Here is a 24,675-nt window from a genome sequence, read left to right as displayed (position 1 = left end):
GGCGCGATCGGCCGATGTGCGACCTTCATGCGAGGCTCTATTCGGGGATGTGAGGCGTATGTCGCTTGTCCTCGGCAGGATCGGCATCGATCCGCGCCTTGCTGGGATCGAAGGCGCCATGGCGGGCGATGGCCAATGCCGGCGTGTCGGGCGTCTCGTAGGCCCACATGAAGTCGTCGGCCGCTCCGCCGACCGCGTGGACCCGCCAGTAACTGGCCGTGCCCTTCAGCGGGGAGTGGGTTGTGGTGTTGGTCTTCTCCAGAAGGTCGAAATAGATATCCTCGAACGGGATATAGAAGACGGGATCGTGCCCTTCTTCATGAAGCACTTTTGCCCGCTCGGTTGAGGCAATGATCGCGTCGGAGAACCTGACCGTCACGGTTCCATTGAACGGGGTGATCGTCAGCGCGCCGGGACGGCTGGCGGAATTTGCGGTTGATGGCTGCATTCGACTTCTCCGTGGCTGCCTGTCTGCTGCAACGTCGTTTCGCCCATCGGGGTTCCAACGGCGACAAGTGCCTCGGGCGCGCGATGATTGGGTTCGACTTCAAGTCAAGAATTCCCGCGACGCGGGCTTTGCCAGGCCACCCCAGCCAGGTGAAAACCCTGTGCGTGCTATCCAATCCACATTTCAAGGGAACGTTACCGCCGAAAACTTCGTTCATTGGTCATCGCGGCGGGGCTTCGCAAAAATGAAGGGAGATTGCCATGAAGGTCGGCAACTGCATGACGAGGAATGTCGAGATCGCTAACCCTGAACAGTCCATTCGCGAAGTAGCTGAGACCATGGGCAGGCTTGACGCCGGAGTGATGCCCGTGGGCGACCACGACCGGCTGGTCGGGATGATCACCGATCGGGATATCGCGATCCGCGGCGTAGCACAGGGTAAGGGGCCTGACACGAAAGTGCGTGATGTCATGAGCCCGGAGGTCAAATATTGCTTCGATGATGAAGACGTAGAGCATGTGCTTGAGAACATGGGCGACCTGCAGGTGCGTCGGCTCCCGGTCCTGAACCGAGACAAGAGGCTCGTCGGCATCGTCTCGCTCAGTGATCTCGCGACGAAAGCCGAAGCGGCAGAAGCCGGAGAGGCTTTAAGCGACATCTCGAAGCCGGGTGGCGAGCATTCGCAGACAGCCCACTGACGCTGGCGCCCCGCCGGAGCAAGGTTCAGGAGCAAATCCATGGATGACGCACCGAAGCACCTTTCAGCGCCGAAAAAAGCGCGGCGGGGCGAAATCATCGTGCAGGCGCGGACGCTCACCGGAGTATAATTTCGTGATAAGCTCTTCTTGTGACGGGCATCTTGCGGCCGGGCAGCCCTTGGTCGCAGACGATGAGCTTGAGCACCTGATGTTCTCGAACGATTGCAAGCGTCCTGCCAAAGCCTGTTGCGAAGGCGGGGCCTCTCGGAGTGGACGGATTTGGGTTGCTCGCTGAATCTTGGGACGATCGCCGGCACCACCGTGCGCGTTCACTTTACCTTCCTGCTTCTGCTCGTCTGGATCTGGCTGACGCACTATCAGATCGGCGGCACGCCAGCGGCCTGGCAAGGCGTTGCCTTCATCATTGCGGTTTTTGCCTGCGTGGTCCTGCATGAGTTCGGCCACATCGCCGCTGCGCGGTATTTCGGCATCAACACGCCGGACATTACGCTTTTCCCGATCGGCGGCGTCGCCAGGCTCGAACGCATGCCCGAAGAGCCGGGGCAGGAGTTCGTGATCGCGGTCGCGGGGCCGCTGGTCAATGTCGCGATCGCCGCACTGATCTTCGTCCTGCTCGGCGGGTCGGCGGGCGTCGAACAGATGGCCGGGATCGAGGATCCGCGTATGAGTTTTCTCGCCAGGCTTGCCGGGGTCAACGTCTTCCTGGTCATCTTCAATATGATCCCAGCCTTCCCGATGGATGGTGGCCGTATCCTGCGCGCCGCACTCGCCGCCCGCCTGTCGTGGTCGCGCGCGACCCAGATCGCAGCCACGATCGGGCAAGGATTGGCCTTCGTTTTCGGTTTCGTTGGGCTGTTCTACAATCCGCTGCTGATCTTCATCGGCATCTTCGTCTATCTCGCCGCGGCAGCGGAAGCGCAAAACGCACAGATCCGGGAGGTAGCCACAAGCGTCCTTGTCGCGGATGTGATGATCACCGAGTTCGCCCGGCTGGAACGGTCGGCGACGCTCGACCAGGCAATCGAGATGCTGCTCGCGACGACGCAGCACGAATTCCCTGTCGTCGACTCCGCTGGCCATCTTGAAGGATTGGTGACACGCAACGACATGATCCGGACATTGAAGGAAAAGGGACCCGCCGCACCGGTCGCGAGCGCAATGCGGCACGATATCCCGAAAATACATTACCGCAAAAGTCTCGAGGAAAGCCTGCGGCTGATGCAGCAGGCAGATGTGCCTGCTGTAGCCGTCGTCGACAGTTCCGACCGGCTGGTCGGGCTCATGACACACGAAACCATAGGCGAGATGCTCATGATCCGCTCGGCCGTGTCGGATGCCTTCCGATTTGGTCGTTTGCGTGGGGCCAAGCCACGATTCACACGGATCTGAGCACAAGTGTTCTTTTCACCGCCGGATCGGGTGAGTGCGCTCTAAATCGTAGCGGAGCGATAAGCAGAAATCGGCCGGAACGAAGGTCGTCCCGGCCCTTTTTTCTGTGCCTCAAGCGCCCCCGACATGAGGCAGAAGTTCAAGCGCACCGCGATAGATCATGTCGCCAGCGACGTAGAGGATCACCACCAGGCCGACATAGGCAATCCAACGGTGCTTCTGAAGCAGATTGGCAATGAGGTTTGCAGCGATACCCATCAGCGCTACGGAGAGGACAAGGCCGAAGATCAGCACGTTCGGATGTTCGCGCGCAGCACCGGCTACCGCCAGAACATTGTCGAGTGACATGGAGACGTCGGCGATGATGATCTGCCAGGTTGCCTGGGCCAAGGTCTTGCGCGGAGCCTTGCCAGCTACGACGCCATCGTAGTCGACGTCGCTTTCCGAAAGCGCTTCGATCGCCTGTGCTTCCTGCGCATGGTTTTGCCGGAGTTCGCGCCACATCTTCCAGCAGACCCACAACAGCAAAAGACCGCCGGCGAACAGCAGCCCGACGATCTGCAGGAGCTGGGTTGTCGCGGCCGCAAAGCCGATGCGCAGAACGGCCGCTGCGATTATGCCAACGACGATTGCGTTTCTGCGCTGCTCTTTGGGTAGTCCGGCCGCGGCAAGGCCGATAACGATGGCATTGTCGCCGGCCAGCACCAGGTCGATCATGATGACCTGCATGAGAGCGGTCATTGCTTCGGGACTGAAAAAATCTGTCATACGGCACCCTTGCGTTCAGCTAGGGGTGACGCGGCTTGCGAGTATAACCGTAGAGCAACGCGGACACCGCGTATGACAAGAGAAATGCCGCTACAGCTGAAGAAAACTCAAAGCCAGGCCACCCGGATTGGAATTCCAGTCCGACATCGCAGTCCTGAAGGACTGCCAGAGGGGCCCGGCCTGGTAGCACCTAGCTATTGCCCCAAGCGCAAAAACTCAAGGCTTAATTGTGATCCGCATATGCGGCATCGCTCGGCAAGCTGGTTAAGCCAGGTCGATCAGCCACGCGGCCATTGAACGGGCCGGCAGCCGCAAGTAAGGTTGATACAGTGGGCTTCGGTCAATTTCTCCAACACCCGATCTGCGACCGTCGATGGCGATGAAGGGAATTCCGTCTTGGCTGCTCATCGGCGACCGATCGGCCAATATCTGTTCCCAATCGGCTCCTTGGGCCTGGCCGCACTCATTCATTTCGGCGCCGCGTCGATCGAGCATTCGCCGCTCTCGATCAAGATCCTTGCGTTGATCGTCGTCGCTATCTTCATCTTCGCGACAGTGTTTGTGGTTTTGCATCATGCAGAAGCCGTCGCACTGCGGCTCGGTGAACCATATGGCACGCTGCTGTTGACATTTTCGGTGACGGCCATCGAAGCATCGGTCATCGTTTCGATGATGCTGCACGGCGAGAACAACCCGACGCTGGCACGCGAATCCGTGTTTTCGACGGTCATGATCGTTTGCGCTGGCGTCGTCGGGGTCTGCCTCACCCTGGGTGGGCTGAAGCATCGATATCAGGACATCAAACGACAGGGCACCAACGCCTCGCTTGCCGTCATTATGGCGCTGACAGTTCTTACGCTGATCCTTCCAAACTACACGCTTGCAACAAGCCCCGGTACGTTCTCCGCCTCGCAGCTCGCTTTCGTGAGCGTTCTTTCAATCCTCCTCTATGGTGCCTTCGTCTTTGCCCAGATGGTGCGCCATCGGGGCGATTTTATCGAAGACCTGACCTCCAGCGCGGAACATGACAAGCATGTATCTGAGGGTGGGAAAGTGACCACCAATGTGCTCCTCTTATTTGTCGGACTGGCAGGGATCGTTCTTCTGACCGAGCAGGTGGCCGGCAGCATCGAGAATGGGCTCAAGTTTCTTCAAGTTACCCAGGCGGACGCCATCGTGGGCTTCTTCGTCGCTGCGCTTGTGCTTATGCCGGAGGCGGTATCCGCGGTTCGGGCAGCGCTCAATAACGAGCTTCAGCGAGGGCTGAATGTCGCCCTCGGCTCGGCCTGCGCCACAATCGGCCTGACAATCCCGGCGATCGGTGCGGCGAGCCTGCTCACCGGACGAAGCCTGACTCTTGGTCTGGGTCCGGGGGATACCGTGCTTCTCCTCCTCGCGCTTGCCATCAGCATCGTGAGCTTTGGGACGGGCCGAACAACGATGCTGACGGGGCTCGTTCATCTCGTCGTGTTTGTCGCCTATCTGTTCCTTATCTTCGTGCCGTAGGTGATCGCCCGCCGTCTTCGGCCATCGCTGCGTTCTGTCGATTTGCGGCGCACATGCCTAGCCTGCATTACTGGACCTTCGAGCGTAGGCGATCCGTCACGAACTCCATCAACACCACGATGGCGAAGATCACGAGAATGATGGTCGAGGCATTCCTGTATTGGAAAAGATCGAACGCGACCTTCAGCTCCTGGCCGATGCCACCGGCTCCAACGAGGCCGAGAACAACTGATGAGCGCACTGCCTTTTCAAGCGCGAAGAGCGTGGTGTTTATCAGGGACGGCATGGCGTCAGGCAGTACTGCCCCGCACAGAACAGAGAATCGTCCGGCGCCGATTGCAAACAGCGCTTCCTGAGGTCTTTCGTCGGCATCCTCCATCGCCTCGGCGAAGAAGCGCCCGCAAAAGCCGATCGTATCGACGACGATGGTCATGGTGCCGGCAACCGCCCCGAGACCAACGGCTGACACGAAAAGTAGTGCCCAGACCAAATCTGGAACAGTCCTGAACAACGAGACCAGCATCCTGGAGATATGCCGGAACGGGCCGATCGGGGTTATGTCCTTGGCCGAGAGCCAGGCAAACGGCAAGCTGAGGACGACACCTATTGCTGTCCCCACGAGCGCTATCTGAAACGTTTCGACCATGCGCCAGAAAACCCTCAGGAGGAACCCTGGCTCGACATTTGGGGGTATCATGCGGCCGACGAGATGGACCATTCGGGGCACCCCGCCTGCCAGTTGTTCCGGCGAAGGTGCGACCTGCCCGGCGGAAACGATCACGAGAGCGGCCAAAGCGACGGCAAAGCTGAAAGTGAAGGGCGAGATCGATGGAATCCGGCTCGGCGAAAGGCGGTCATGCATCGAAGACGTCTTTCAGATCAGCGCGGGTCACCTGCGCCGTCGGTCGGTCGAAGAAGACCTTGCCCGCCTTGAGCGCTATCAAGCGGTCGGAGTAGTCGAGAGCATGTTCCATGTCGTGCGTGGTGTAGACCAAAGTGATCGCCTGTTCCTGGGTCAGCTCGGAGAAGACGCGCATCACATCATGTCCAGCCGCCGGGTCGAGACTTGCCGCCGGTTCGTCTGCTATCAAAAGCTTCGGACGCCGGATCAACGCACGGGCAATCGCCACCCGCTGCGCCTGCCCTCCAGAAAGCGCGTCGGCGCGGGCGCCCGCCTTGCCGAGAAGCCGCACTTCGGCGAGGGCCTGCATTGCTTCCTCGCGCCAGTGTTGCTTTGCGATGGAATGGTGCCAGCCGCGCCAGCCGCCGGGCAGCCCGAGCTTGCCCTGCAAAACGTTTGTAAGAACCGATTGGCGGCTGACCAGTCCGTGGTGCTGGAAGACAAATCCGATCTGCCTGCGAATGCGCCGCAGCTGGGCGACGGACGGCGCCGAGCGGAAGCTCTCGCCGAGGGTGACGACCTCGCCACCGCTCGACGGTAGAAGACCAATGAGGCATTTGAGCAGGGTGGATTTTCCAGCACCGTTCGAGCCAATCAGGGCAACCCGTTCGCGCGATGCTATGGTGAGGCCGATACTGGAGAAAATGACCTTTCCGTTCGCATAGCTCTTCGCAAGATCGTGCGCCCGAATGATGGCTGTCATAGTGACCTCTTGGCCCAGACCGAACTGCGAAACAGACCGGCGGTTAGCCGCCGGCCTTGTCGCTGAAAGGAGCAAGTCGATGAAAAAGGAGCAAGCCTCAGTTTACGAAGTCGGTGAGGGTCTCGATTCCGATCGTGCGGTACATCGAGCGGACATAGTCGTAGTCCGAGTCCCTGACATCAGTCAGGAAGAAACCGCCCTTGAATTTCTGGTTGTCCTCGCCGGTCAAGATCGCTTTCATCAGCTCATTGCCATTCTTCGCAAAGGCATCGCGGATCTTGACGAACACGTCATCTGAAATGTCCTTGCGGGCGACAAGAATGTCGTTCGGCAGATCGCGGCCCCGTGCGATGACCGAGAAGGCAACGCCAGGGAATGCTTCCCGGACCGAGTTCAGATAGCCGAAATTCAAGCCGATAGCGGCGATGTCGCCGCGGATGAGAGCCTCAGCCGCGATGTTGCGCGATATGATTACTGGTTCGTAATCGGTGGCATATTTCAGGTTGAAATCGGCCAGCGCCTGGGCGGGGCCGAGGTGCTGGGACGTCGAGCCGACCGAGCCGAATGCGACCTTCTTGCCCTTCAAGTCTTCGACCGAGCGGATCGGTCCATTCGCCAGCACGGCGATCTGAGCGAAATAGTCCGGGCGCTGCCAGGCGACAACAATCTTCGGCTGGCTTAATTCCTTCATGACGACGTATTCTGCAGGACCGGTCAGGACAAGATCGACCTGCCCGGAATTCATCGCCTCGACGGCGGTGGTCCGCGAACTGACCGGAAACAGCTCGACATCCAGGCCGGTCGCCTCTTCAAGAGCGGTCTGGAAAGCACCGAATTCCTGCTGAAGAGCCTCCAGTCCCTCCATGTCGGTTACCGCGAATTTCACCGGCTCCGCAAACACTGGAAGAGCGGAGGCAAGCGTCAGGGCGAGTGCGGTTGCGATGCTGCGGATCATCGTTTTTTCCTTTGCTGTATAGACAGGAAACTGTTACCCGCTAATCCGTATACGCAGCAGATGACGTGCTCGTGACATTTCGCCGGCGCCACCGGCAGACTTTGCTTTTTGAGGGATACAGTGAACTGGCACATCCAGGGTGGTCGCATCCTTACCGAACGGGGATTTGAAACCGCGGACCTGAGCGTCACCGGCGGCGCCCTGTCAGAGCTGCGGGCGGCCCATGCCTCCACAATCGATGCCGATGGTCTGCTCGTGCTTCCGGGCATCGTCGATATTCACGGCGACGGCTTCGAGCGCCAGATCATGCCGCGGCCCGGTGTCCGCTTCGACACCGCGCTGGCGCTGAAAGATACGGACCGCCAGCTTGTCGCCAATGGCGTAACCACGGCCTTTCACGGCGTCACGGTGTCGTGGGAGCCTGGACTTCGCTCGCTCGACGCTGCCAAACAGCTGATCGGCGCGGTCTGCGATCTCCGCGATAGCCTTGGCTGCGATACGCGTCTGCATCTGCGCTGGGAGACCTTCGCGCTTGATCAGATGGCGCAGGTCGTACGATGGCTCTCGCTTTCGCCACGGCCGATCATCGCCGTCAACGATCATACGACGGGGTCGGTGCTGAACGGCACGATTGCCCGCAAGATCGGTCAGATGGCGGAGCGGTCTGGCTTGAGCCGCGAGCAATACATGACGTTGCTCGGCCAGATTTGGTCCCGCCGCGCCGAGGTTGAGATCGCGATCGGGAAGCTGGCCGCAACTGCGCGGGCCAATGGCAATGTGCTTCTTGCCCATGACGAAGCGTCTCCCGAGGAACGCATGTATTTTCGCGCCCTCGGCGCAAAGGCCTCGGAATTTCCGCTAACGCTCGAAACGGCCAAGGCCGCGCGGCAAATGGGCGAGGATGTGATCCTCGGCGCGCCCAACGTCGTGCGCGGCGGCAGCCATAATGGAGCGCTAAATGCCACCGAGGCCGTCAGAGCCGGACTTTGCACGGTGCTGACCAGCGATTACCACTACCCTTCGCCTCTGCATGCGGCCTTCAGACTGTCTTCGCCAGACGCCGGCGACTTCCCCTCGATCTGGAATCTGGTTTCGGCAAACCCGGCCCGGGTGGCCGACCTCGACGATCGCGGCTCGCTTGTTGCCGGCCGCCGGGCGGATCTGATCCTGGTCGATGCTGGCGATCCAGAGCATCCGCGTGTGGTGGCCACCATGGTCCATGGACAAATTGTCTATAGCTCCGGGCTCTCCCGCACAGACCGACGGTCTGCACGGCGGTCGCGGGTGAATAAGGTCTCATGACCTTGGACACGAAAATATCAACACCACACGAGCGCAATGGCAATCGCCTTCTGGCCTTTGACGGGCTGGTCTTTCGGCCACGCAGCGATACGCCGATCTGGCAGCAGATCTACGATCACATCTTCGATCTGATCGAGAGCGGCAGTCTTGCGCCGGGCAGCCAGCTTCCCGGAGAAACGCATCTGGCAGAGAAACTCGCGGTCACCCGCATTACGCTTCGCCGAGCGCTGCAGCAGTTACAGCATGAGGGCCACCTCACCGCCCGCAAGGGCGTCGGTATCTTCGTGCGAAACCTGCCCTCGACATTCACTGTTCGCGACGGACAGCGCTTTCTCGACAATTTCGAAGCCCACGGCCAGGAAATCGGCACCAATACGCTGCTGATCGTCCGGGAACCGGCCGAAGCGGCCGTGGCGGAACGGTTGCGTCTCGCACCTGACACCACCATTATCCGGCTGTGCCGGATCAGAACGTCGGACAAGCAGCCGGTTTACGTCAATACCAAGTTCTTTCCGGCGCATCTCTTCCCCGACTTCGAGCAGAGATACGATGTGCGTCAGTCGGTGACCGATGTTTTCCGCGCGCATGGCATCGACAACTACCGGCGGGCCGAGACGCGCATCAGTGGCGGCTTTGCATCCCCCGATGAAGCGGAAATCCTGCGGCTGACGCCCGGAACGCCAGTATTCCGCATCAATGCTGTCAACGAGGACCGCAACGGCGTACCAATCGAATGGACCCGCGGCTGCTGGCCGCTGACATCCGTCGAATTCGTCTTCTGATTATGGCGCATGTCAACACGACCAGTTAAGGACGTCAGTCGGGCCATTGGGTCGACCCTTAGACAGACACCACAAGCCGGTCGAGAAAAGGCCGCTGGCCGACAAGCAGCTTTTCCCGGGCCGTTTCGAGGCCGAACCACCCTGCGCGATCGATCTCTGGAAAGGTTTGCATGCGGCCGCTGCGCGGCGGCCATTCCATCTCGAACATGTTGCTGCGCAAGGTGCCGGCATCGAAATCGCCTTCGGCCCCAAAGGCTGTAACTTGCTTGCCGCCGGGCTGGCGCAGTTCCCCTAGCGGAATCAGTGCTGCCTCAAGCTCCCAGCCAGTTTCCTCGACAAATTCGCGGCGCGCCGCAGCTTCCGGCTGTTCGTCATCACCATACTCGCCCTTTGCAATCGACCATGCGCCAATATCCCGGCTTTGCCAGAACGGCCCGCCAGGATGGACAAGCAGCACCTGCAGTTCACCGGTTGATCTGCGGTAAGGCAGGACGCCTGCACTTCTTTTCGCCATCGCCTCATATGCCTCCGCCATCCAGCCTATCATCGCAGGCAGGCTGAACGGGACATGTTCCGTTTGTCGAAAGACTGCCCTGCCCTGCGTCGATGCGACCGGCTACTGACGCCAGGTCAAATCTCGCTCGTTGTTTGGCCAACCCAGGGATTGACGACATTCAGCCCCGCAGCCTCGAAAGGGCTGGTGTCGCGTGTCGCGATCATGAAGCCCCGTGCAGCGGCTGTGGCGGCGATATAGCCATCAGCCTTGCCGATTGCCTTGCCGGCCGCTTTGGCGTTCGCTGCCAGTTCGGCATAGGCTTGCGAAGCGTCAAGATCGAAGGGCAACACGCGCCCCCTGAACAGCGGCAACACGCCCCGCTCCATGCGCTCGTGCAAGGTTTCGCGGCGCTTGCCGGCAGGCAGCGCTGCGATACCGAAACGCAACTCGGCTACAGTGATGGCCGATAGATAGAGCGTTTCGATAGCCTGCGCGTCGATCCACGCCACGACACCCGGGTCGGGCGCGAGCTTCCACGGCTCGGAAATCACGTTTGTGTCGACGAGGATCATTCAAACTTCATCGGCTCGGCTGGGGTCTTGTCGCGGAGTTCCTGTATTGCGCGCACGTCTTCATCCGCAAGTCCGGCCTCGCGGCCGATGGCGGCCAGGAGCGAGCCGAGCTTGACACGGCCCTCGGGCCGCGCCGCCTTCTCCAGGATGTCGCGGATTTCGGCTTCTGCGCTACGCCCGTGCATGGCTGCGCGCACCCGTAAGGCGCGGTGCACTTCGTCGGGCACGTTGCGGACTGTGATGGATGGCATTGCTTGCAAGCCCTCAAGATGATTGACATGCTTGCATTCTACGCAAGTGCAACAATAGGCGCAACCCTGACCGGAAACATCTGGTCCCGATCCCCATCTACTCCATGCGAGTTGAACGGGAGTGGTGCGCCTGAATGGCAAATTTCCGTCGGGCTCGAGACGATCTCAAATGATACTGGCCGCCGCCGCAAGTCGCTCATTCGGGTCGCATTCGACTTCCATGAGCGGTGTTAGTGACGGAAATCCATCCACGCTCGCCATCAGCTCCAGATAGCGCTGAGCCGACGCGGCCCACTGAAATCGCGCCGCCCTGGCGCGACCGCGTGCGATCAAGTTGGTTCTGAGGCCTTCTTCGTGGACCAGCCGCATGAAACAATCGAACCATGCATTCTCATCGCAAGGTGATGCGTACAAGACCGCATCGCCGCCGATTTCGGGCAGGCTGGCCCGGTCCGACATGACCACCGGACATCCCAGTGCCATGGCTTCGAGGGGCGGTAGCCCGAAACCCTCGACCAAGGAGGGGAACGCGAGGCATAGGCAATCGCGCAGAAGCGCGCCGAGTTCCGCGTCCGACCTTCTTCCCAGCCAAATGACGTTTTGCGATTTCTGGTCGCCGCTGCTGGCGAAAACGCGGGACGTTGAAGCGCCCACAACAACAATCTGCAGCCCCGCCGCGGCAAGACGCTCGTGCATGCCGATGATCAAGCCGACATTTTTGTGCGGGATAGAACTGCCAAGCACGACGATCGTACCAGGGCCGGCCACTGCCAGTGTTTGTTGCGAGTGGCAAGGAGCCCATCGCAACGCATGTTCATGCCCATTGCCTACAATTTCGACCTTTGCCGCCGGGCACACGCCATAGCGCGCCAGTTCACCCGCAGAGTATTTCGACACCGTCGTAATCTTATGCGCGGCCCGGCCCAAGGCAGGAACCAAGGTGCGGTAGAGAAGCCGAAATGGAAATGAATAGCTCTGCGGGCATGCCCGTGTATTGACGTCGTGAATGCATAACACTTGTCGACGAACCGTCACAGGGCCTGTATTGCAGAGGCTAAGCAGCCCACCGCGAAGACAGGCCGGAAGCACAGCCTGTTCCCATAAATGCCCGCCAAAGCTGCCGACAGTCCGGACACGGATCGCTGCCAGGGGCATATTGTCGAGCGCCCCCGGCGGGACCAGCAACTCGACCGTCAGATCCCGTGTCAAGGCAGCCTGGCCAACGATCAAGGCGTCCAGCGCCGAAACGATCTCGCGTGCGTAGCGCTGAACTCCGGTGGTCGGCTGCGCGAGAAAGCGGCCGTTGATTGTCCAATGTCGTGTCATCACAGGGTTTTTGATCACCAGCGCCATGCCTCAGTTCCACGACTTTGGACGACCAGGACAGCGGGGTCATCCTGGCCTTTGGGACGCACCCGGTCGTTTGCTTCAGAGGCTTCCCGGCAGCTCTCATCCGAATGGCGAGGCCAATCATGGGCGTTTACGCCAAATGTGTGAGGTTCTGCGTGGCGCGGTTTTGATAGACTGCGTTGGGCAGTGCGGCAGATCTCGATCGTCGTGCTCGGATGGATGTCAGGCGAGTTCAGCGAGTGGAGTGATGCCGCATGATGTCTGGCGCAAAACATGCAAGTTCGCGCTGATGCAGCGGCCGACCAATCCATCGCAACCAGGTTCCGTTGGACGGGCCGTCGCCGCGACCAGACGTTTGTGGACAACCCTGGCATGCCTGCTGGGCATGACAGCTTCGTGCGCAGCGGATCTGCTCTGGGGGGTGAATGGCCATCCCTTTACCGCCTATCCCGGGATATCGATCGAACAGCAACTCGATTATGTCCGCGACCTCGGCATGAAGTCGTATCGCGTCAACATTTCCAGCCTCGACAGCGCCACCAAACTTGCCGAACTGGTCAAGGCGGGCAAGGAGCGCGGAGTCGAGATCCTGCCGGTAATCACGCCCGGCCTCGACCTGGACAATGGGACCGTCGATGACCTCTATGCGCAGGCCTACCATCTCGCGTCGACACTGGTATCCCGCTTCAAAGACGACATCCGCGTTTGGGAGCTTGGCAACGAGATGGAGAATTATGCCATCTTGATGCCCTGCGAGATGCGGGAAGGCGGAATACAATACAATTGCTCCTGGGGCCCTGCCGGCGGCACCGAGACATCCCATTACTTCAGCCCGCGCTGGTCCAAGGTGAGCGCAGTGCTGCGCGGTCTGTCGGATGCAACCGTCGCGGTGGATCCGACCATAAGAAAAGCAATGGGAACGGCCGGCTGGGGGCACCGCGGAGCGTTCACCCGGATGCTGCAGGACGGCATCAGATGGGATATATCAGTCTGGCATGATTACGGGGGCGACCCCGAGGAAGCATTCAAGTTCCTGGTCACTCTCGGTCGTCCAATCTGGCTGACCGAATTCAACTACCCTGGGGGCAGCCAGGGGGGAGAAAATCAGCAGGCGGACGCTCTCGTCCGGACGATGACGCTGCTGCGCAGATATCAATCTCCATATGGATTGGAAGCTGCCCATATCTATGAACTGCTCGACGAGCCGTACTGGGCGCCAAGCTACGAGGCCTTTATGGGCCTCGTGCACCTGAAGAAGCGCGGCGATGGGCTATGGGCTCCGAGCGGGCGAAAGCCGGCATACGATGCCGTAAAGAAGGCCATTGCGAACGGCAATGCAGGCTCGAGTTCGTCGACGGTCGCGAGGGACAGCCCGCCGCCTGCGGGCCAGATGTCGGTGCCTCCGGTTCCCGTGGCCGACACATTTCAGCCCTGTTCGCTTGATGCGTTCGACAAGTCTGCCCTCCCGGCCAACCAGATTGCGTATGCTTACTGCGTTATCTTGCATCGCATGCCGTCTCCAGCCGAGCAATGGCGCGAGGTCGTCGCGATGAAGAAGGATCCATCCATATTTCCGATACTGACAAAGCTGTTGCTTTCGGTCGAATTCAGGACCGACAATCAGCCAGTTGGTCTTGGAAATGCGCAATATATCGCCATTCTCTATCGGACATTGCTGGGACGGGAGCCAGACGGCCATGGGCTTTCTGATTACGTGTCGAAACTGGACAGCGGCGAGGCGAGTGGAGAACGGATCGTGGCGGAATTGATCCATTCACATGAGTTCCGCTCCAGACACACGGTCCTGTTTCCGAACGAGCCTCAATAGTTCAATGAACATCACTGGCCGCAAGATTGTCGTTGGGGTGTCCTGGACAGCGGTCGAAACATGATGCTGGCAGTTCGCCATGAGCACCATCTTTGCGCATTGTCCTGTGGCCCGAGCGGCGCCCCTGCCGCCTTTTTCGCGACTGCCGGAACGAGCAACGCCTATAACGAGGATTCCACTTGCGGATCTCCGGGATGGCGGATTCTGCCCATATCAAGAACATATTCGGGTTCGATGCGCCCCGTCAGGACATGAAGCATGGCAAGGATGTTGCCGCGCAGCCTTCCGCGGCGGTCGATGTAAGACTCTGGCCGCACGCTGCGCACAAGGTTGGCGGCGACATTGCGCGCCATGAGCGGCAGAGCGAATGTAGCGGGCATGGTTCCCTTCTTGATCAGATAAACCGGATTGACGATCTGCGAATATCCGAACCGCTCGCCGCTCACGCGCCCGGTCTTGATACCAAGATGGATGCCGCGGATCGTATTCACCGCGACGACGCGGCCGCATGACCTCAACTGGCTGCTGAAATCTATGTCCTCCTGCCAGCCGTAGAGTACCAGGCGCTCGTCGAAGCGCAGCTTGCCAATCCTGGCGGCCCGGATGGACATGTTGCAACCATAGGCGCCGAGATGATCGACGACCTCGGGCTGTGGCGGCGGCTCCTGCTCCGACTGGTGGAGAGCCAGCATGGCGTCGTGCCAATCCAACCCCGAGTTGACGGCGCCGTCCTTGACCACTCTGCCCATGACCACAGCCCAGTCGTCATGCTCTTCGAAAGCTCTCGTGACGCGCTCGAGATAGTCGTCGGCCGGCACGAAATCGTCGTCGAAGAAGGTGACGATATCGAAACGTCCGCTTGTGTGATCGAGCGCGCTGTTGCGTTGCACGCATGACCCTTTCTTCCCGAAGACAAGGGAAACCGGAAAGCAACTTGTCTCGGGAAGCTCGACATGCGTGGCATCGGGCGCGGAAACGACGACTTCGTCAGGTGGTTGAGTCTGGCGCTGCAGATGCGATAGCAATCGGCAAAGTTGGCTGCCGCGGCCAAGGGTTGCAATGATCACGACGAGCTTCATGCGCAATCCTGCTAGAGGCGACAAGGGCGATTTCGCTGCGACGGTAAGCCCTGGGATGGGGGCAGACAGCCTGTTAAAAAGGGGGGCTGCGGGGCTAATCCGGCGCTACCGCCTGCCTCGATAGGTGTAGCAACCCCATCTTCGGATCGCATGGCCTCTCCTTTGGGCTTAGCGGCCGCGCAGTTCACGGCCTTCCACAATTGGTGCCCGAATCTTCCCAGGGTGAACGCCTCACGCGGCCGGACAGGTGGCACGACCAATCTCATTTCAATGTCGCGGGCATGACTCTGCTCCGTCAGCAGCGCGAGGCAGTGCGGACCTCGGATTAACGCCAAGGGATAAGCTCATACTTCGAAGGTGCAGAGGTTCGCACTGTCTCCCGGATGCTAGGTTGAATGTGGATCGCGCGACATGGTGCACTTTATGGGACAGCGAAATTACGGAAGACCTGCCGCCGTGGCCGCCAGGGCGGCCGGGACAATCGGCGCCGACCCGCTTCCATTCGAGAGGTATGGCAAGAGCTCATTTCCGGCGGTTCCCGCTGAGGACGGGGGGGCCCGCGGTGGCCGCACCAGGCGCTGGACCATAAATGGCGATTTCGTCGCGCTGCCTCCAAACGGCGTTGCCCGCTATGCGCGCGAGGTCACGCTTGCGCTCGACGCTCTCCTGGACGAGGGCCATCCGTTGGCGCAGGGACTTGAACTTGATCTGGCAGTCCCGCGTCGGGAGCAATTGCCGCTGCAGGCGATTGGCATTCGGGTCGTCCCCGAATTCAACAAACCGCGCCTTCCGCAATTCTGGGTGCAGATGCAACTGCCACGCCACGTTGAGGGCGGGTTGCTCAGCTTCTGCAATCTGGCGCCGGTGGCGCTGACACGGCAAATCGCATGCATCCACGACCTGCATACCAGGCTTATGCCGGAGAGTTATGGGCGCGGCTTCCGATGGGCCCACCGTTTCATTCTTCCGCTGCTTGGCCGACGGGCCGCACATATAACTACCGTCTCGCAGCTTTCGCGGCAGCATCTCATCAAATACGGCATCGCACCGCAGGAGAAGATCACCGTCACATATAACGGCAGCGACCATGCGGAACGATGGGATGCCGATCGATCGAAGCTGCAAATCCGGCCCGACCGCCCCTATGTGCTATGCCTGGGGCGCGATCAAAAATACAAGAACGCCGAATTGCTGGTCCGGCTTGCTCCGCTGCTTGACGCGTTGGGCTTGGACCTGTGGATGGCGGGCGAAATCGACGAAGCGCAGATTTCCCGGTTTGCGCAGCCGAAGCCAGACAATCTCCGGCTCCTCGGACGGATCAGTGATGATGATTTCAAGAAAGCTCTGTCGGGTGCATTGTGCTTTCTTTTTCCGTCCAGGATCGAGGGTTTCGGGTTGCCTGCCGTCGAAGCCATGAGGATCGGATGCCCGGTCGTGGCCTCGACATCGCCTTGCCTCCCCGAGGTCTGCCAGGACGCAGTGCTCTATGCCGATCCGGATGATCTGGCACATTGGGCCAGAGCGGTACTCGACATCCAGCGATATCCGGATTTGCGCCAACGTCTGATCGAGGCAGGCCATAAAAAATCCCTCAGCTATTCCTGGCGCTCCATCGCTGAAATCTACCTCGAGCTGATGCTGCAGGTGGACGCAATGGCTCTGCGCTGATCAAGGTCCGCTGAGCCTATCGAACGACTCGAACCGGAGGCCGTCGATCGGGGGCGGCATGCCGGTCGCGTCAAAGGGCGGCCGCCTGGCGGTCTTGACGTTGGCTGCTTCGACACCCTGACATCTTGGTCGGACCCGTCCGCGCAACCTCGAAGGCGAACGAAAGCACCAGCTTTGGCCGGCTACGGCGGTGTTAACGTGAAAGTCTCCGCCAAGGTGGATCCATGTCAAACGAACATGCCGCGCCCGCGATGGGCCAAACCGTGCCCCTCGTCTGGCTTCGGGCGACACCGGCGTTCTCACATCAGCCTTCTGCAAACACTTCCTCAGTTGCATGGAGAATCGGATTAACGAAAAAAATGATCCGGCCGCACTTTCGAACGCAACGTCCGCCTTTTCGCCGATCCTGAGTCAAGCAATGAAGTCGGACGCCGGGGAGCCGCCCGTCGCCGATCTCTATGCCTGGGAAAAAATAGCCCAGTCGACCCGGGACCTGTATGACAAGGCAATCGTCACCCACCGTTCACGGCTTGGAAAGCGAAAACCTTCTTTCGCTCAGCGCCGGGCCTTGAACGACGTGAACACCGAGCCCGTGTCATCTTCCCATTCCCAGTTGACGGCGAGCCCGACCCGCAAAATTTGAAGGGCAGCATCGTCGGGATAGATGTCGGTGAGGCTTCGCTGCATCACCAGTTCCTCGTCGATCAGGATCGCAAACCGATTTCCGTCGAATGCAACGCGCATGCAAAAGCGTTTTCCCCAAACGACCTTGTCCGCCACATTGGTCCAAACCGCGTCATAAAGTTCCTCAAAGCCGAGCCGCTTGATGAACACCGAAATCGAAGCACCCTGGTGGACATCGTCGAGCCAGGTCGTGACACAAACGTAGTTGTCGCTGTCTTGCCAGAAGAGCAGTCCTGCCCGGCTGCGCTGATCTTGTCCTCGGCGCTCCCCAGGAGGCTCGATGGTGACCTCGAGATCGGCGAATCCCGGTAGATCCCATGGCAGCGAATAGAATGTTCGACCCGGGTTCGGTCTGTCCACGCTCGCGCGCACACGGGCGCTGCCCAGCCCGTCGACGTCGATGACCCCGGCGCCCAGTGTTCTGACCCATTGTCCGTCGCCCAACTCCGACGTGCGGCGATCCAGTTCGCCGGCAATACCGGCAAAGCCGTCGGCGTAGGACAGGCTTGTTCCGAGTTGGTTCCAAGGCGCCTCCAGAGGCGCCATCAAGGGGATGGGAACTTCGCAAGGATGAGCCTCGAAATTATGCCAGCGCGGCTCGCTGTCGAAGCTTTTCCATATACCTACTCCTGTAGCGTTTTCAACTGAATCGGCATTGACAGACGATTCGAAGAGGCGAACCCCGTCAAGAAAGCAGCTCAGCTGACCGTTCCAGTCAAGAATCTGGACCGAATGGATAGAACACTTGCGCAAAGCGTGTTCCGTACCGGTCGCGATCGTAATCTCTTTGCCCGATTGCTTGCGCACCAAGGTCCATCCGAGCGTCGACAGTTTCAGCACCCAGAAATTGTCGTTGTCCCGAAACCGACAGACAAGACCACACACATCCGAGATGGCGCCAATTGCCAGCAGTCCGTGGATCAATCCTGAAGGGCGACCAGGATCGACGACGGATAGGTTATCGCCAGCGTCCTGCGAAAAATGCCACCGCCCCCCGATTGCAGCGATTTGCCCCGGCCAGCCTTCGACGAGTGCATCGGCAGCGTGGGCGGTGCCAAACAGCGTCGAAAATTCAGGTATCCGCCCGACTTGAACCGCTTGGACGCGTGTGTCGACCCGAAACCCGATCTGGCCAAGTGCCGACTGATGAACACCCGCAAACAGCTTTTCGTCCTTGTTGAAAGGATCGATCGCGATCGGACGCATCATCGGAAAAGCGGCAAGACCGTGGGCTTTTTGGTCGGCGGCCGCATAATAGACAGCGCCCTGCTCTCGCAACGCCACGACATAATAGACATGAACGTTCTTTAGGCGCCGAAACGCACTCAGGCATTGCTTTCCTACACGAGCCCACAGCTCGCCGTTTTCGCCTTCGGCGGCATGAACGACAAAGCCGCAGCCCTCTTCCACGGGATTAATCGGCGCCTCACTGGGGAACCAACCGACAGCCAGGTTCTCGTCGATGTTCGGTCCCCGGTAGGTTCTGGAGGTGCTAAGCGTCCACCACCAAAAACGGCGAAGGGTGAGCCTCTTTCGCGGCGCATGTATCAGGGAAACCAGACGGCCGGGCCATGGATCAATGCCGGGTCCTCGCAGCCAACGGTAGACTCGCCTGGCGAGGTCATCAGGCAATGGCGATCCCTGGGATGTGTTGTGGCCGTTGGTGATCGAGACCAATAGCACCAGACCAGCCTCTCGCTGAAAGGGACCATACGAGATCCCCTGCCGGCCCCAACCTGGCCTGACGAGCGGCTGGAAACGAAGTGCGCCGTGATCGATCGCGATCTGGCGTTCGATGTCGCGTCCTCGCCTGACGCCTCCCTTGACTGCCAAGGTGCCAATTACCGCACCGCGGGCGCGTTCATCCTGAAAATCGTCTGCGACAAGAACCTCCGGCCGGGCAACTCCGGACCCAGCCTCTTCAGCAGTTTCTACCCAGTCATGACGGTGCAACAACAAGATCCTCCTCACGTCGTCGTACGAGATTCTTCAAGGCATCGATGTCGTGTCGCAGTCCCGGACAGAAGTCGCGCACTGCCTCGCTTGTCCCGTTGATCAGGCTTGCTGTCCCTGCGTGGAATCCCTGCCATGACGCCGCAAATCCAGTTCTTAAGCGCCCACCGGCTGCGCCAAGACGTGTTCGACCCGCCATTCCCCATTGCCATAGGAGGCTGGCAGCGGCTTCAATGCGTAGCCGGAAGCAGTCAGGAGTTCCGCGATCTTTCGGGCCTTGCGGTCGAGCCCCTCGCGCGTTGCATCGTCGACCTCATAAATCACCTTCGGACGGTGCCTCCGCAGCGTCTCCGTCATACCGCCCAGGACGTCGATTTCGGCGCCTTCCACGTCGATCTTGACCAGCGAGGGCGGCCTGAGGCCTCGCTGGGCGATGGCATCGTCGATAGCGACTATGCTGACCTCCAGCCGGCCACTCATGTCCGGCGGTGCTCCCGCCGAGGCAAGCGCGGCGCCGCCGATGTGATGGGCGAGCAGAAGCTGGCCACGGCCGGATGTGGCGCCGGCGGCTTCGGCAAACACCCGTATCGTGTCGAACCCACTGAGCCGTGCACTTTCTGCGACAGCGGCGGCGTTGCGGGGAACAGGTTCGAACGCATAGACTTGGCCGCGCGGCCCGACGCGGCGCGCGGCGATGAGGCTGAAGAAACCTATATTCGCGCCGATGTCGAAAAAGGCGTCCCCAGGCGCCAAGTTTGCCGCGATCGCCTGTTGGATGGGCGGCTCGTAGGTGCCGCGAACAAAGTTGGGGTCGGCGCGCTTCGCCACGAGCTTGAGGCCGGCGCCCTCACCCTTGGCTATGACGCGCGCGTCGCCGAACACGCTGAGGAACCTTGCCGTCAATGTCACGCGCTCTTCCCCATTCTGCGACGCCTCGGGACGGGCCCAGCCCGTGCCGCTCGCCGCGAAGGTGACAGATTGCGCGCCCGGGATCGAGCCCGACAACGGTGGCCGACTCCTACTCCCTCCGGCTGATCGCTACTCCGATTGTCGGGCCATATCTCATCTTGGGGGTACCTGCCCGGCCTCCCGGTCCGATGGAACGGTGGCATCGTTGCGCAAGACATGGATCGCGTGGGGAGCATCCCCACCCGATCGAAACGATCTCACGATCGCCGTCGCCGTCGAGGTCGCCGTTCGGGCGCCGAGATGGCTCTCGACGCCCTCGTCGACCAACTGCTCGATGAACCGCCCGCCGCCCAAATTGCGCCAGAGCGAAAGGCGCAGTGCGCCGCGGTGCTCGGCCATGACGAGGTCCGGCCGGCCGTCGTCATTCATATCGGCCACCGAAAGACTGTTGAGCGAGCCGCGCGAGGTGATTTCCTGCTGCTCCCAGTTTTGCTTGAGGTCGCCGGGATTGCGCCACCAATAGGCCTTTGCGTGGTCGGTCTGCCCGTTTTCTTCACTCACGACGATGTCGGTTCGTCCGTCGCCGTCCAGATCGGCGACCGCCACGCGGTCCGGATAGACCATGTTGGGGACATTGGCGACGTCGCGGCGCCGCCAGTCGGCAGAGCCATCCCCGGATTGCCCCACCATGCGATCTCCTTGGCGGGCCGCAAGGTCGAGCAGGCCGTCGCGTCGATATCGGCAAAGGCGATTCCCTCGTCGGAGGCCTCGGAGCAAATGCGGGTTCGCGGCCAAGGCCCCGCCGCCGCGTCGTCGGGGATGGCAAAGTAGAAGACCCCGACACCGCTTGCGACCGCAAGCTCGGCCGGCCGCCTTCGACGATCTGCGCCAGTGCATGGCCCTGAGCCCGAGCTCGTGGCTGCCGGCCTCGCCGATTGCACGTTCCTCAAAGCCGCGCGCTGACGCCTGCTGCGCCTGAAGCCACGCCAGGTTCAGCGTCTCGCCTGCGCCGCGCTGGCGATCACTTCCGCGCGTCCGTCGTCAACATCGATTGCCGCGATCGCATCCACTCCCTCGCCGAGCCGTATCTGTTCCCATTCACCTTGCCAGCGATCGGCCGGCCGGCGATACCAGAACGGACCCGAGGCTCTGTCTTTGGATGGAACGGCGGCGCATCCAAAACGGGCCGCAAGTAAAGTCGCAGAGGGATCGAAGCCGCACCGCAGCTTTGGGTCGAACCCGAACAGGTCATGGCCACCCGCCGACTTCCTCCCGAGACGCTTCAGGCCGCCTACGTTCACGCATTAAGCTCGTATCGCGTGAACATCTCGTGCTCGCTCAGCAGCCGATTCAGCAAATCGCCCCCACCTACGTCCGCCAGGATAGGCCAGTCGTCGAGTCCCGCCGGCCGCTCCATCTGGGACCGGTGAGCTGCCAGCGCGTGACGTTTTACGTCTATCACGTCGCCGATAAAAGCGTGGGAGTTGAACATCTTAACGCCGCGCAAGCCGGCAAGGGTCCGGACCGTTTGCCGCAATGCGGTGCGATTGAATCCACGCACTCGATCGTGCAGACGAACCCACGGCCACTGATACCAGTACCAGACGGGATATTCGAACACGGTCACGCGCCGGCCATACAGTTGCAGCGCGCCTCGCGCGCCAAGATTGGTGGCAACATGGTCCGCCGGCGGCTCTTTTGCATGGGTGACGAACACGCTCTGTGGTTGCCAAGCGAAAAGCAACTCAGCGATCGCGTCTGCGATCTTGCCGACATGATGCTTAGCCATGCCGTCGGGAACTCGCAGAAATCTCACCCGATCAGCAGATCCGCCCAACCGGCAAACCGCCTCGATCGCTTCGCCCTCACGGATGATCCGTAGGGCCTGGCCCTCAACTCGATGTGCATGCGACGCCGAGCCGTCGGTGACGAAAATAAACTGGACATCGGCGCCCGAGCTAAGCTTCTTGCTGGCGACCCCTCCACATCCCAGCGTTTCATCATCGGGATGGGGTGCGATGATGACCGCCGATGCCTGCCAGTCTGCTACGTCGAATGGATGAGACTGGTTACACATCGCTCTATCGAGCATAGCGCCAATCGTATGCCTGACGTCATGCATCGATGGTTCCGATCATCCCTTCTTCGGTGTGGTTCAACCCGACCTGCGCATGGTAGCAAAACACTGTAGGCGATTGGGGTGAGAAAACAATGAAGGTAGGAATTCTTGCTGGCGGACTGGGAACACGGCTGGCGGAAGAAACCGAGATCCGGCCGAAACCAATGGTCGAAATCGGAGCAAAGCCGATCCTTTGGCATATCATGATGCATTATTATGCCTATGGACACCGCGAATTCGCCGTCGCGCTGGGATACAAGGGCGAATACATCAAACGCTGGTTCAGCGACTATGTCGCATTCGATGGCAGCTTGACTGTCAATGCCGCATCGGGAAGCGTCAAGCGCCACTCGAACTCGCTGCCTGACTGGTCCGTCGATCTTGTGGAGACGGGACTGAATACGCTGACGGGCGGCCGCATAAAACGCCTGATCGACTGGATGGGCGACGAGACGTTCATGCTCACCTGGGGCGATGGCGTTTCGGACGTCAACCTTGATAGACTGATCGCCTTCCACAAATCGCATGGCAAGCTTGCAACGATGACGGCGGTGCGTCCGCCGGCACGCTACGGGCACATCGAATTCGATGGCCATCGCGTTGTCGACTTCACGGAAAAGCCACAGGCCTCGGAGGGGTGGATCAATGGCGCCTTCTTCGTGCTCGAGCCGGGCATAAAGGACTATATCGACGGCGACGATGTCATGTTCGAACACGCGCCAATGCAGCGGCTCGCGACTGACGGCCAACTGATGGCATATCGCCACGAATCCTTCTGGCAATGCATGGACACCATCCGTGAAAAGCATCTCCTTCAAAAATTGTGGGACAGCGGGCAAGCGCCCTGGAAAACATGGGAATCGATCGATGAAAGTTCTGGTTACAGGCCACCTCGGCTACATCGGTTCCGTCCTGACTCCGATGCTGCTTGAACGCGGCCATGACGTCACCGGCCTAGACAGCGACATCTTCCGGTCATGCACTTTCGTAGGGACGTTGGCCGAAGTGCCGACGATCGAGAAAGACATCCGCGACATCGACATCGACGACGTCGCCGGCTTCGACGCGATCATCCATCTCGCCGGACTGTCAAACGATCCGTTGGGGGACTACCGACCCCTGCTTACCGAGGAAATCAACTGCGGCGCTTCGGTAAGGCTTGCGCAGCTCGCCAAGGCCGCCGGCGTCCAGCGGTTCCTGTATGCCTCCTCTTGCAGCAATTACGGCGCGGCCGGCGACAGCTTTCTAACTGAAGATGCTCCCTTCAACCCGGTTACGCCTTACGGCGCCTCAAAGGCAAATGTGGAGCGAGCGGTCGCGCCGATGGCGGATCGATCGTTCAGCCCGACATTCCTGCGTGCTTCCACTGCTTACGGCCTGTCGCCTCGCATCCGCTTCGACCTGGTGGTCAACAACCTGACCGCCTGGGCCTACACGACCGGCCTGGTCTATCTCAAGAGCGACGGTTCGCCATGGCGTCCGATCGTCCATGTGGAAGACATTGCGCTGGCCTATATCGCGGTACTCGAGGCCGAGCGAGAGCTGGTCCACAACGAGGCATTCAATGTCGGCTTGACCACGGAAAACTATCAGATTCGGGAGATCGCGGAGTTGGTGCAAACGATCGTTCCCGACAGCCGGGTGAAGTTCGCGCCCGACGCCGGGCCAGACAAACGGTGCTATCGCGTCGACTGCACCTATATTGGTCGCCGCCTGCACGGGTTTAAGCCGCAATGGACAGCGCGGCGCGGTATCGAACAGCTCTATCACACATTTCGCGCGGCGGGCCTTGCACTTGGGGATTTCGAGGGCGAGCGGTTCAAGCGCATCGCCCATGTGCAGAAGCTGATCCAAGATGGCGAACTGGATACCGATCTGCGCCGCACGTCGCAGTTAGCGGTAGCGGTTTGAACAAACACAGCCAGAGCCATGGCCATGATGATTGCTGGTGCAGGCTCTGTAACCGAGCAGGTTTGCCGCTCCTGCGGCGGAAGTCACATCGACACTTTCCTGAAGCTCGGCACGACGCCCCTAGCCGATAGGCTTTCCCTCAAGGTCGAGTAGCTCAGCCATTCGGCTTTCGCCTCACAGATCCGGGCGTGCGGCTTTCCCGCACTCGGCTCTTCGCGACCCGCGCGCCGTCAGGGTCTCGAACTCCGACCAGCCCATACGCCGGCTTTTCTGGATGCGTCGCGCAAAATCTGGTCGCCGCGTCGCGCTACGATCCCGAGGCCACCGCCTCGCCACCAGCAATGTGTTGCGAATTGTAGAACAGGTTCACTCGGCCTCTCTC

At 60.4% G+C, this 24,675-nt stretch carries 24 protein-coding genes; 10 read left to right on the top strand and 14 right to left on the bottom strand.

The features are described from left to right. Window positions 1–37 precede the first annotated feature (37 nt). The gene (locus AC0L2V_RS07810; protein ID WP_473519820.1) at window positions 38–448 is read right to left on the bottom strand and encodes a DUF427 domain-containing protein; all 411 of its coding nucleotides are present in this window, start codon (window positions 446–448) and stop codon (window positions 38–40) included. Here AC0L2V_RS07810 and AC0L2V_RS07805 point away from each other — a divergent pair. The 3 genes from AC0L2V_RS07805 to AC0L2V_RS07795 all read left to right on the top strand — a co-directional run bounded on the left by AC0L2V_RS07805 (window position 439) and on the right by AC0L2V_RS07795 (window position 2,556). Further along, window positions 439–696 (top strand): hypothetical protein, encoded by a 258-nt coding sequence (locus AC0L2V_RS07805; RefSeq protein WP_473519819.1) that lies wholly within the window; start codon window positions 439–441, stop codon window positions 694–696. The genes AC0L2V_RS07810 and AC0L2V_RS07805 overlap by 10 nt on opposite strands. 12 nt (window positions 697–708) lie before the next feature. Then, a complete protein-coding gene (locus tag AC0L2V_RS07800) occupies window positions 709–1,146 on the top strand; it encodes a CBS domain-containing protein (protein WP_473516127.1) in 438 nt (145 codons plus the stop codon). 279 nt (window positions 1,147–1,425) lie between these two features. After that, window positions 1,426–2,556, top strand: coding sequence for a site-2 protease family protein (locus AC0L2V_RS07795; protein ID WP_473519818.1), 1,131 nt, complete (start codon window positions 1,426–1,428; stop codon window positions 2,554–2,556). A 111-nt stretch (window positions 2,557–2,667) separates the two neighbouring features. On the opposite strand, the gene AC0L2V_RS07790 is transcribed toward AC0L2V_RS07795, so the two are convergent. Then, window positions 2,668–3,324 (bottom strand): TerC family protein, encoded by a 657-nt coding sequence (locus AC0L2V_RS07790; RefSeq protein ID WP_023799561.1) that lies wholly within the window; start codon window positions 3,322–3,324, stop codon window positions 2,668–2,670. A gap of 396 nt (window positions 3,325–3,720) precedes the next feature. Here AC0L2V_RS07790 and AC0L2V_RS07785 point away from each other — a divergent pair, with 396 nt between their 5' ends. After that, on the top strand, window positions 3,721–4,830 hold the full coding sequence (locus tag AC0L2V_RS07785) for a calcium:cation antiporter (protein WP_473519817.1): 1,110 nt from the start codon (window positions 3,721–3,723) through the stop codon (window positions 4,828–4,830). Between the two features lie 67 nt (window positions 4,831–4,897). On the opposite strand, the gene phnE is transcribed toward AC0L2V_RS07785, so the two are convergent. The 3 genes from phnE to AC0L2V_RS07770 all read right to left on the bottom strand — a co-directional run bounded on the left by phnE (window position 4,898) and on the right by AC0L2V_RS07770 (window position 7,389). Continuing rightward, window positions 4,898–5,692 carry a phosphonate ABC transporter, permease protein PhnE gene (phnE, locus tag AC0L2V_RS07780; protein ID WP_473519815.1) on the bottom strand — a complete coding sequence of 265 codons (795 nt, stop codon included), beginning with the start codon at window positions 5,690–5,692 and terminating at the stop codon, window positions 4,898–4,900. Then, on the bottom strand, window positions 5,685–6,434 hold the full coding sequence (locus AC0L2V_RS07775; protein WP_023799564.1) for a phosphonate ABC transporter ATP-binding protein: 750 nt from the start codon (window positions 6,432–6,434) through the stop codon (window positions 5,685–5,687). The genes phnE and AC0L2V_RS07775 overlap by 8 nt, the downstream gene beginning before the upstream one ends. A 97-nt stretch (window positions 6,435–6,531) precedes the next feature. Then, entirely contained in the window at window positions 6,532–7,389 is an 858-nt protein-coding gene (locus AC0L2V_RS07770) for a PhnD/SsuA/transferrin family substrate-binding protein (RefSeq protein WP_091590049.1), read from the bottom strand. Between the two features lie 120 nt (window positions 7,390–7,509). Between AC0L2V_RS07770 and AC0L2V_RS07765 the strand changes: the two genes are divergently transcribed. Then, entirely contained in the window at window positions 7,510–8,691 is a 1,182-nt protein-coding gene (locus AC0L2V_RS07765; protein WP_473519814.1) for an alpha-D-ribose 1-methylphosphonate 5-triphosphate diphosphatase, read from the top strand. Beyond that, the gene (gene phnF, locus AC0L2V_RS07760; RefSeq protein ID WP_473519813.1) at window positions 8,688–9,473 is read left to right on the top strand and encodes a phosphonate metabolism transcriptional regulator PhnF; all 786 of its coding nucleotides are present in this window, start codon (window positions 8,688–8,690) and stop codon (window positions 9,471–9,473) included. Before AC0L2V_RS07765 ends, phnF begins: the two co-directional genes overlap by 4 nt. 58 nt (window positions 9,474–9,531) lie before the next feature. On the opposite strand, the gene AC0L2V_RS07755 is transcribed toward phnF, so the two are convergent. The 4 genes from AC0L2V_RS07755 to AC0L2V_RS07740 form a co-directional block, all read right to left on the bottom strand. Beyond that, window positions 9,532–9,987, bottom strand: coding sequence for an NUDIX hydrolase (locus tag AC0L2V_RS07755; protein ID WP_473519892.1), 456 nt, complete (start codon window positions 9,985–9,987; stop codon window positions 9,532–9,534). A 116-nt stretch (window positions 9,988–10,103) separates the two neighbouring features. Beyond that, window positions 10,104–10,541, bottom strand: a complete 438-nt coding sequence (locus AC0L2V_RS07750) for a PIN domain-containing protein (protein ID WP_473519812.1) — start codon at window positions 10,539–10,541, stop codon at window positions 10,104–10,106. After that, entirely contained in the window at window positions 10,538–10,792 is a 255-nt protein-coding gene (locus AC0L2V_RS07745) for a FitA-like ribbon-helix-helix domain-containing protein (RefSeq protein WP_473519811.1), read from the bottom strand. Before AC0L2V_RS07745 ends, AC0L2V_RS07750 begins: the two co-directional genes overlap by 4 nt. A gap of 165 nt (window positions 10,793–10,957) precedes the next feature. After that, the gene (locus tag AC0L2V_RS07740; protein WP_473519891.1) at window positions 10,958–12,118 is read right to left on the bottom strand and encodes a glycosyltransferase family 4 protein; all 1,161 of its coding nucleotides are present in this window, start codon (window positions 12,116–12,118) and stop codon (window positions 10,958–10,960) included. Between the two features lie 271 nt (window positions 12,119–12,389). On the opposite strand from AC0L2V_RS07740, the gene AC0L2V_RS07735 reads away from it, so the two are divergent. Continuing rightward, the gene (locus AC0L2V_RS07735) at window positions 12,390–13,970 is read left to right on the top strand and encodes a DUF4214 domain-containing protein (RefSeq protein WP_473519810.1); all 1,581 of its coding nucleotides are present in this window, start codon (window positions 12,390–12,392) and stop codon (window positions 13,968–13,970) included. Window positions 13,971–14,131: 161 nt separating this feature from the next. Here AC0L2V_RS07735 and AC0L2V_RS07730 read toward each other — a convergent pair whose 3' ends face one another. Continuing rightward, a complete protein-coding gene (locus AC0L2V_RS07730; RefSeq protein WP_473519809.1) occupies window positions 14,132–15,049 on the bottom strand; it encodes a glycosyltransferase family 2 protein in 918 nt (305 codons plus the stop codon). A gap of 411 nt (window positions 15,050–15,460) precedes the next feature. Here AC0L2V_RS07730 and AC0L2V_RS07725 point away from each other — a divergent pair, with 411 nt between their 5' ends. Beyond that, the gene (locus tag AC0L2V_RS07725; protein ID WP_473519808.1) at window positions 15,461–16,717 is read left to right on the top strand and encodes a glycosyltransferase family 4 protein; all 1,257 of its coding nucleotides are present in this window, start codon (window positions 15,461–15,463) and stop codon (window positions 16,715–16,717) included. A gap of 555 nt (window positions 16,718–17,272) precedes the next feature. On the opposite strand, the gene AC0L2V_RS07720 is transcribed toward AC0L2V_RS07725, so the two are convergent. The 4 genes from AC0L2V_RS07720 to AC0L2V_RS07705 form a co-directional block, all read right to left on the bottom strand. Next, on the bottom strand, window positions 17,273–19,357 hold the full coding sequence (locus tag AC0L2V_RS07720; RefSeq protein ID WP_473519807.1) for an oxidoreductase: 2,085 nt from the start codon (window positions 19,355–19,357) through the stop codon (window positions 17,273–17,275). 153 nt (window positions 19,358–19,510) lie between these two features. Next, window positions 19,511–20,359: an FkbM family methyltransferase gene (locus AC0L2V_RS07715; RefSeq protein WP_473519806.1), complete on the bottom strand. Its 849-nt coding sequence runs from the start codon at window positions 20,357–20,359 to the stop codon at window positions 19,511–19,513. 57 nt (window positions 20,360–20,416) lie between these two features. Continuing rightward, window positions 20,417–20,953, bottom strand: a complete 537-nt coding sequence (locus AC0L2V_RS07710) for an FG-GAP repeat domain-containing protein (protein ID WP_473516140.1) — start codon at window positions 20,951–20,953, stop codon at window positions 20,417–20,419. A 607-nt stretch (window positions 20,954–21,560) separates the two neighbouring features. Continuing rightward, window positions 21,561–22,385: a PIG-L deacetylase family protein gene (locus tag AC0L2V_RS07705; protein ID WP_473509553.1), complete on the bottom strand. Its 825-nt coding sequence runs from the start codon at window positions 22,383–22,385 to the stop codon at window positions 21,561–21,563. Between the two features lie 89 nt (window positions 22,386–22,474). On the opposite strand from AC0L2V_RS07705, the gene rfbF reads away from it, so the two are divergent. Both rfbF and AC0L2V_RS07695 read left to right on the top strand, forming a co-directional pair. Beyond that, window positions 22,475–23,314 carry a glucose-1-phosphate cytidylyltransferase gene (rfbF, locus tag AC0L2V_RS07700; protein WP_036262410.1) on the top strand — a complete coding sequence of 280 codons (840 nt, stop codon included), beginning with the start codon at window positions 22,475–22,477 and terminating at the stop codon, window positions 23,312–23,314. Then, window positions 23,250–24,293 carry an NAD-dependent epimerase/dehydratase family protein gene (locus tag AC0L2V_RS07695; protein ID WP_473519890.1) on the top strand — a complete coding sequence of 348 codons (1,044 nt, stop codon included), beginning with the start codon at window positions 23,250–23,252 and terminating at the stop codon, window positions 24,291–24,293. The genes rfbF and AC0L2V_RS07695 overlap by 65 nt, the downstream gene beginning before the upstream one ends. Window positions 24,294–24,675 lie beyond the last annotated feature (382 nt).

This window comes from Mesorhizobium sp. WSM4814, assembly GCF_055811595.1.
Note: the sequence above shows the minus strand (reverse complement) of the source record. Positions and strands in the feature narration are given on the sequence as shown.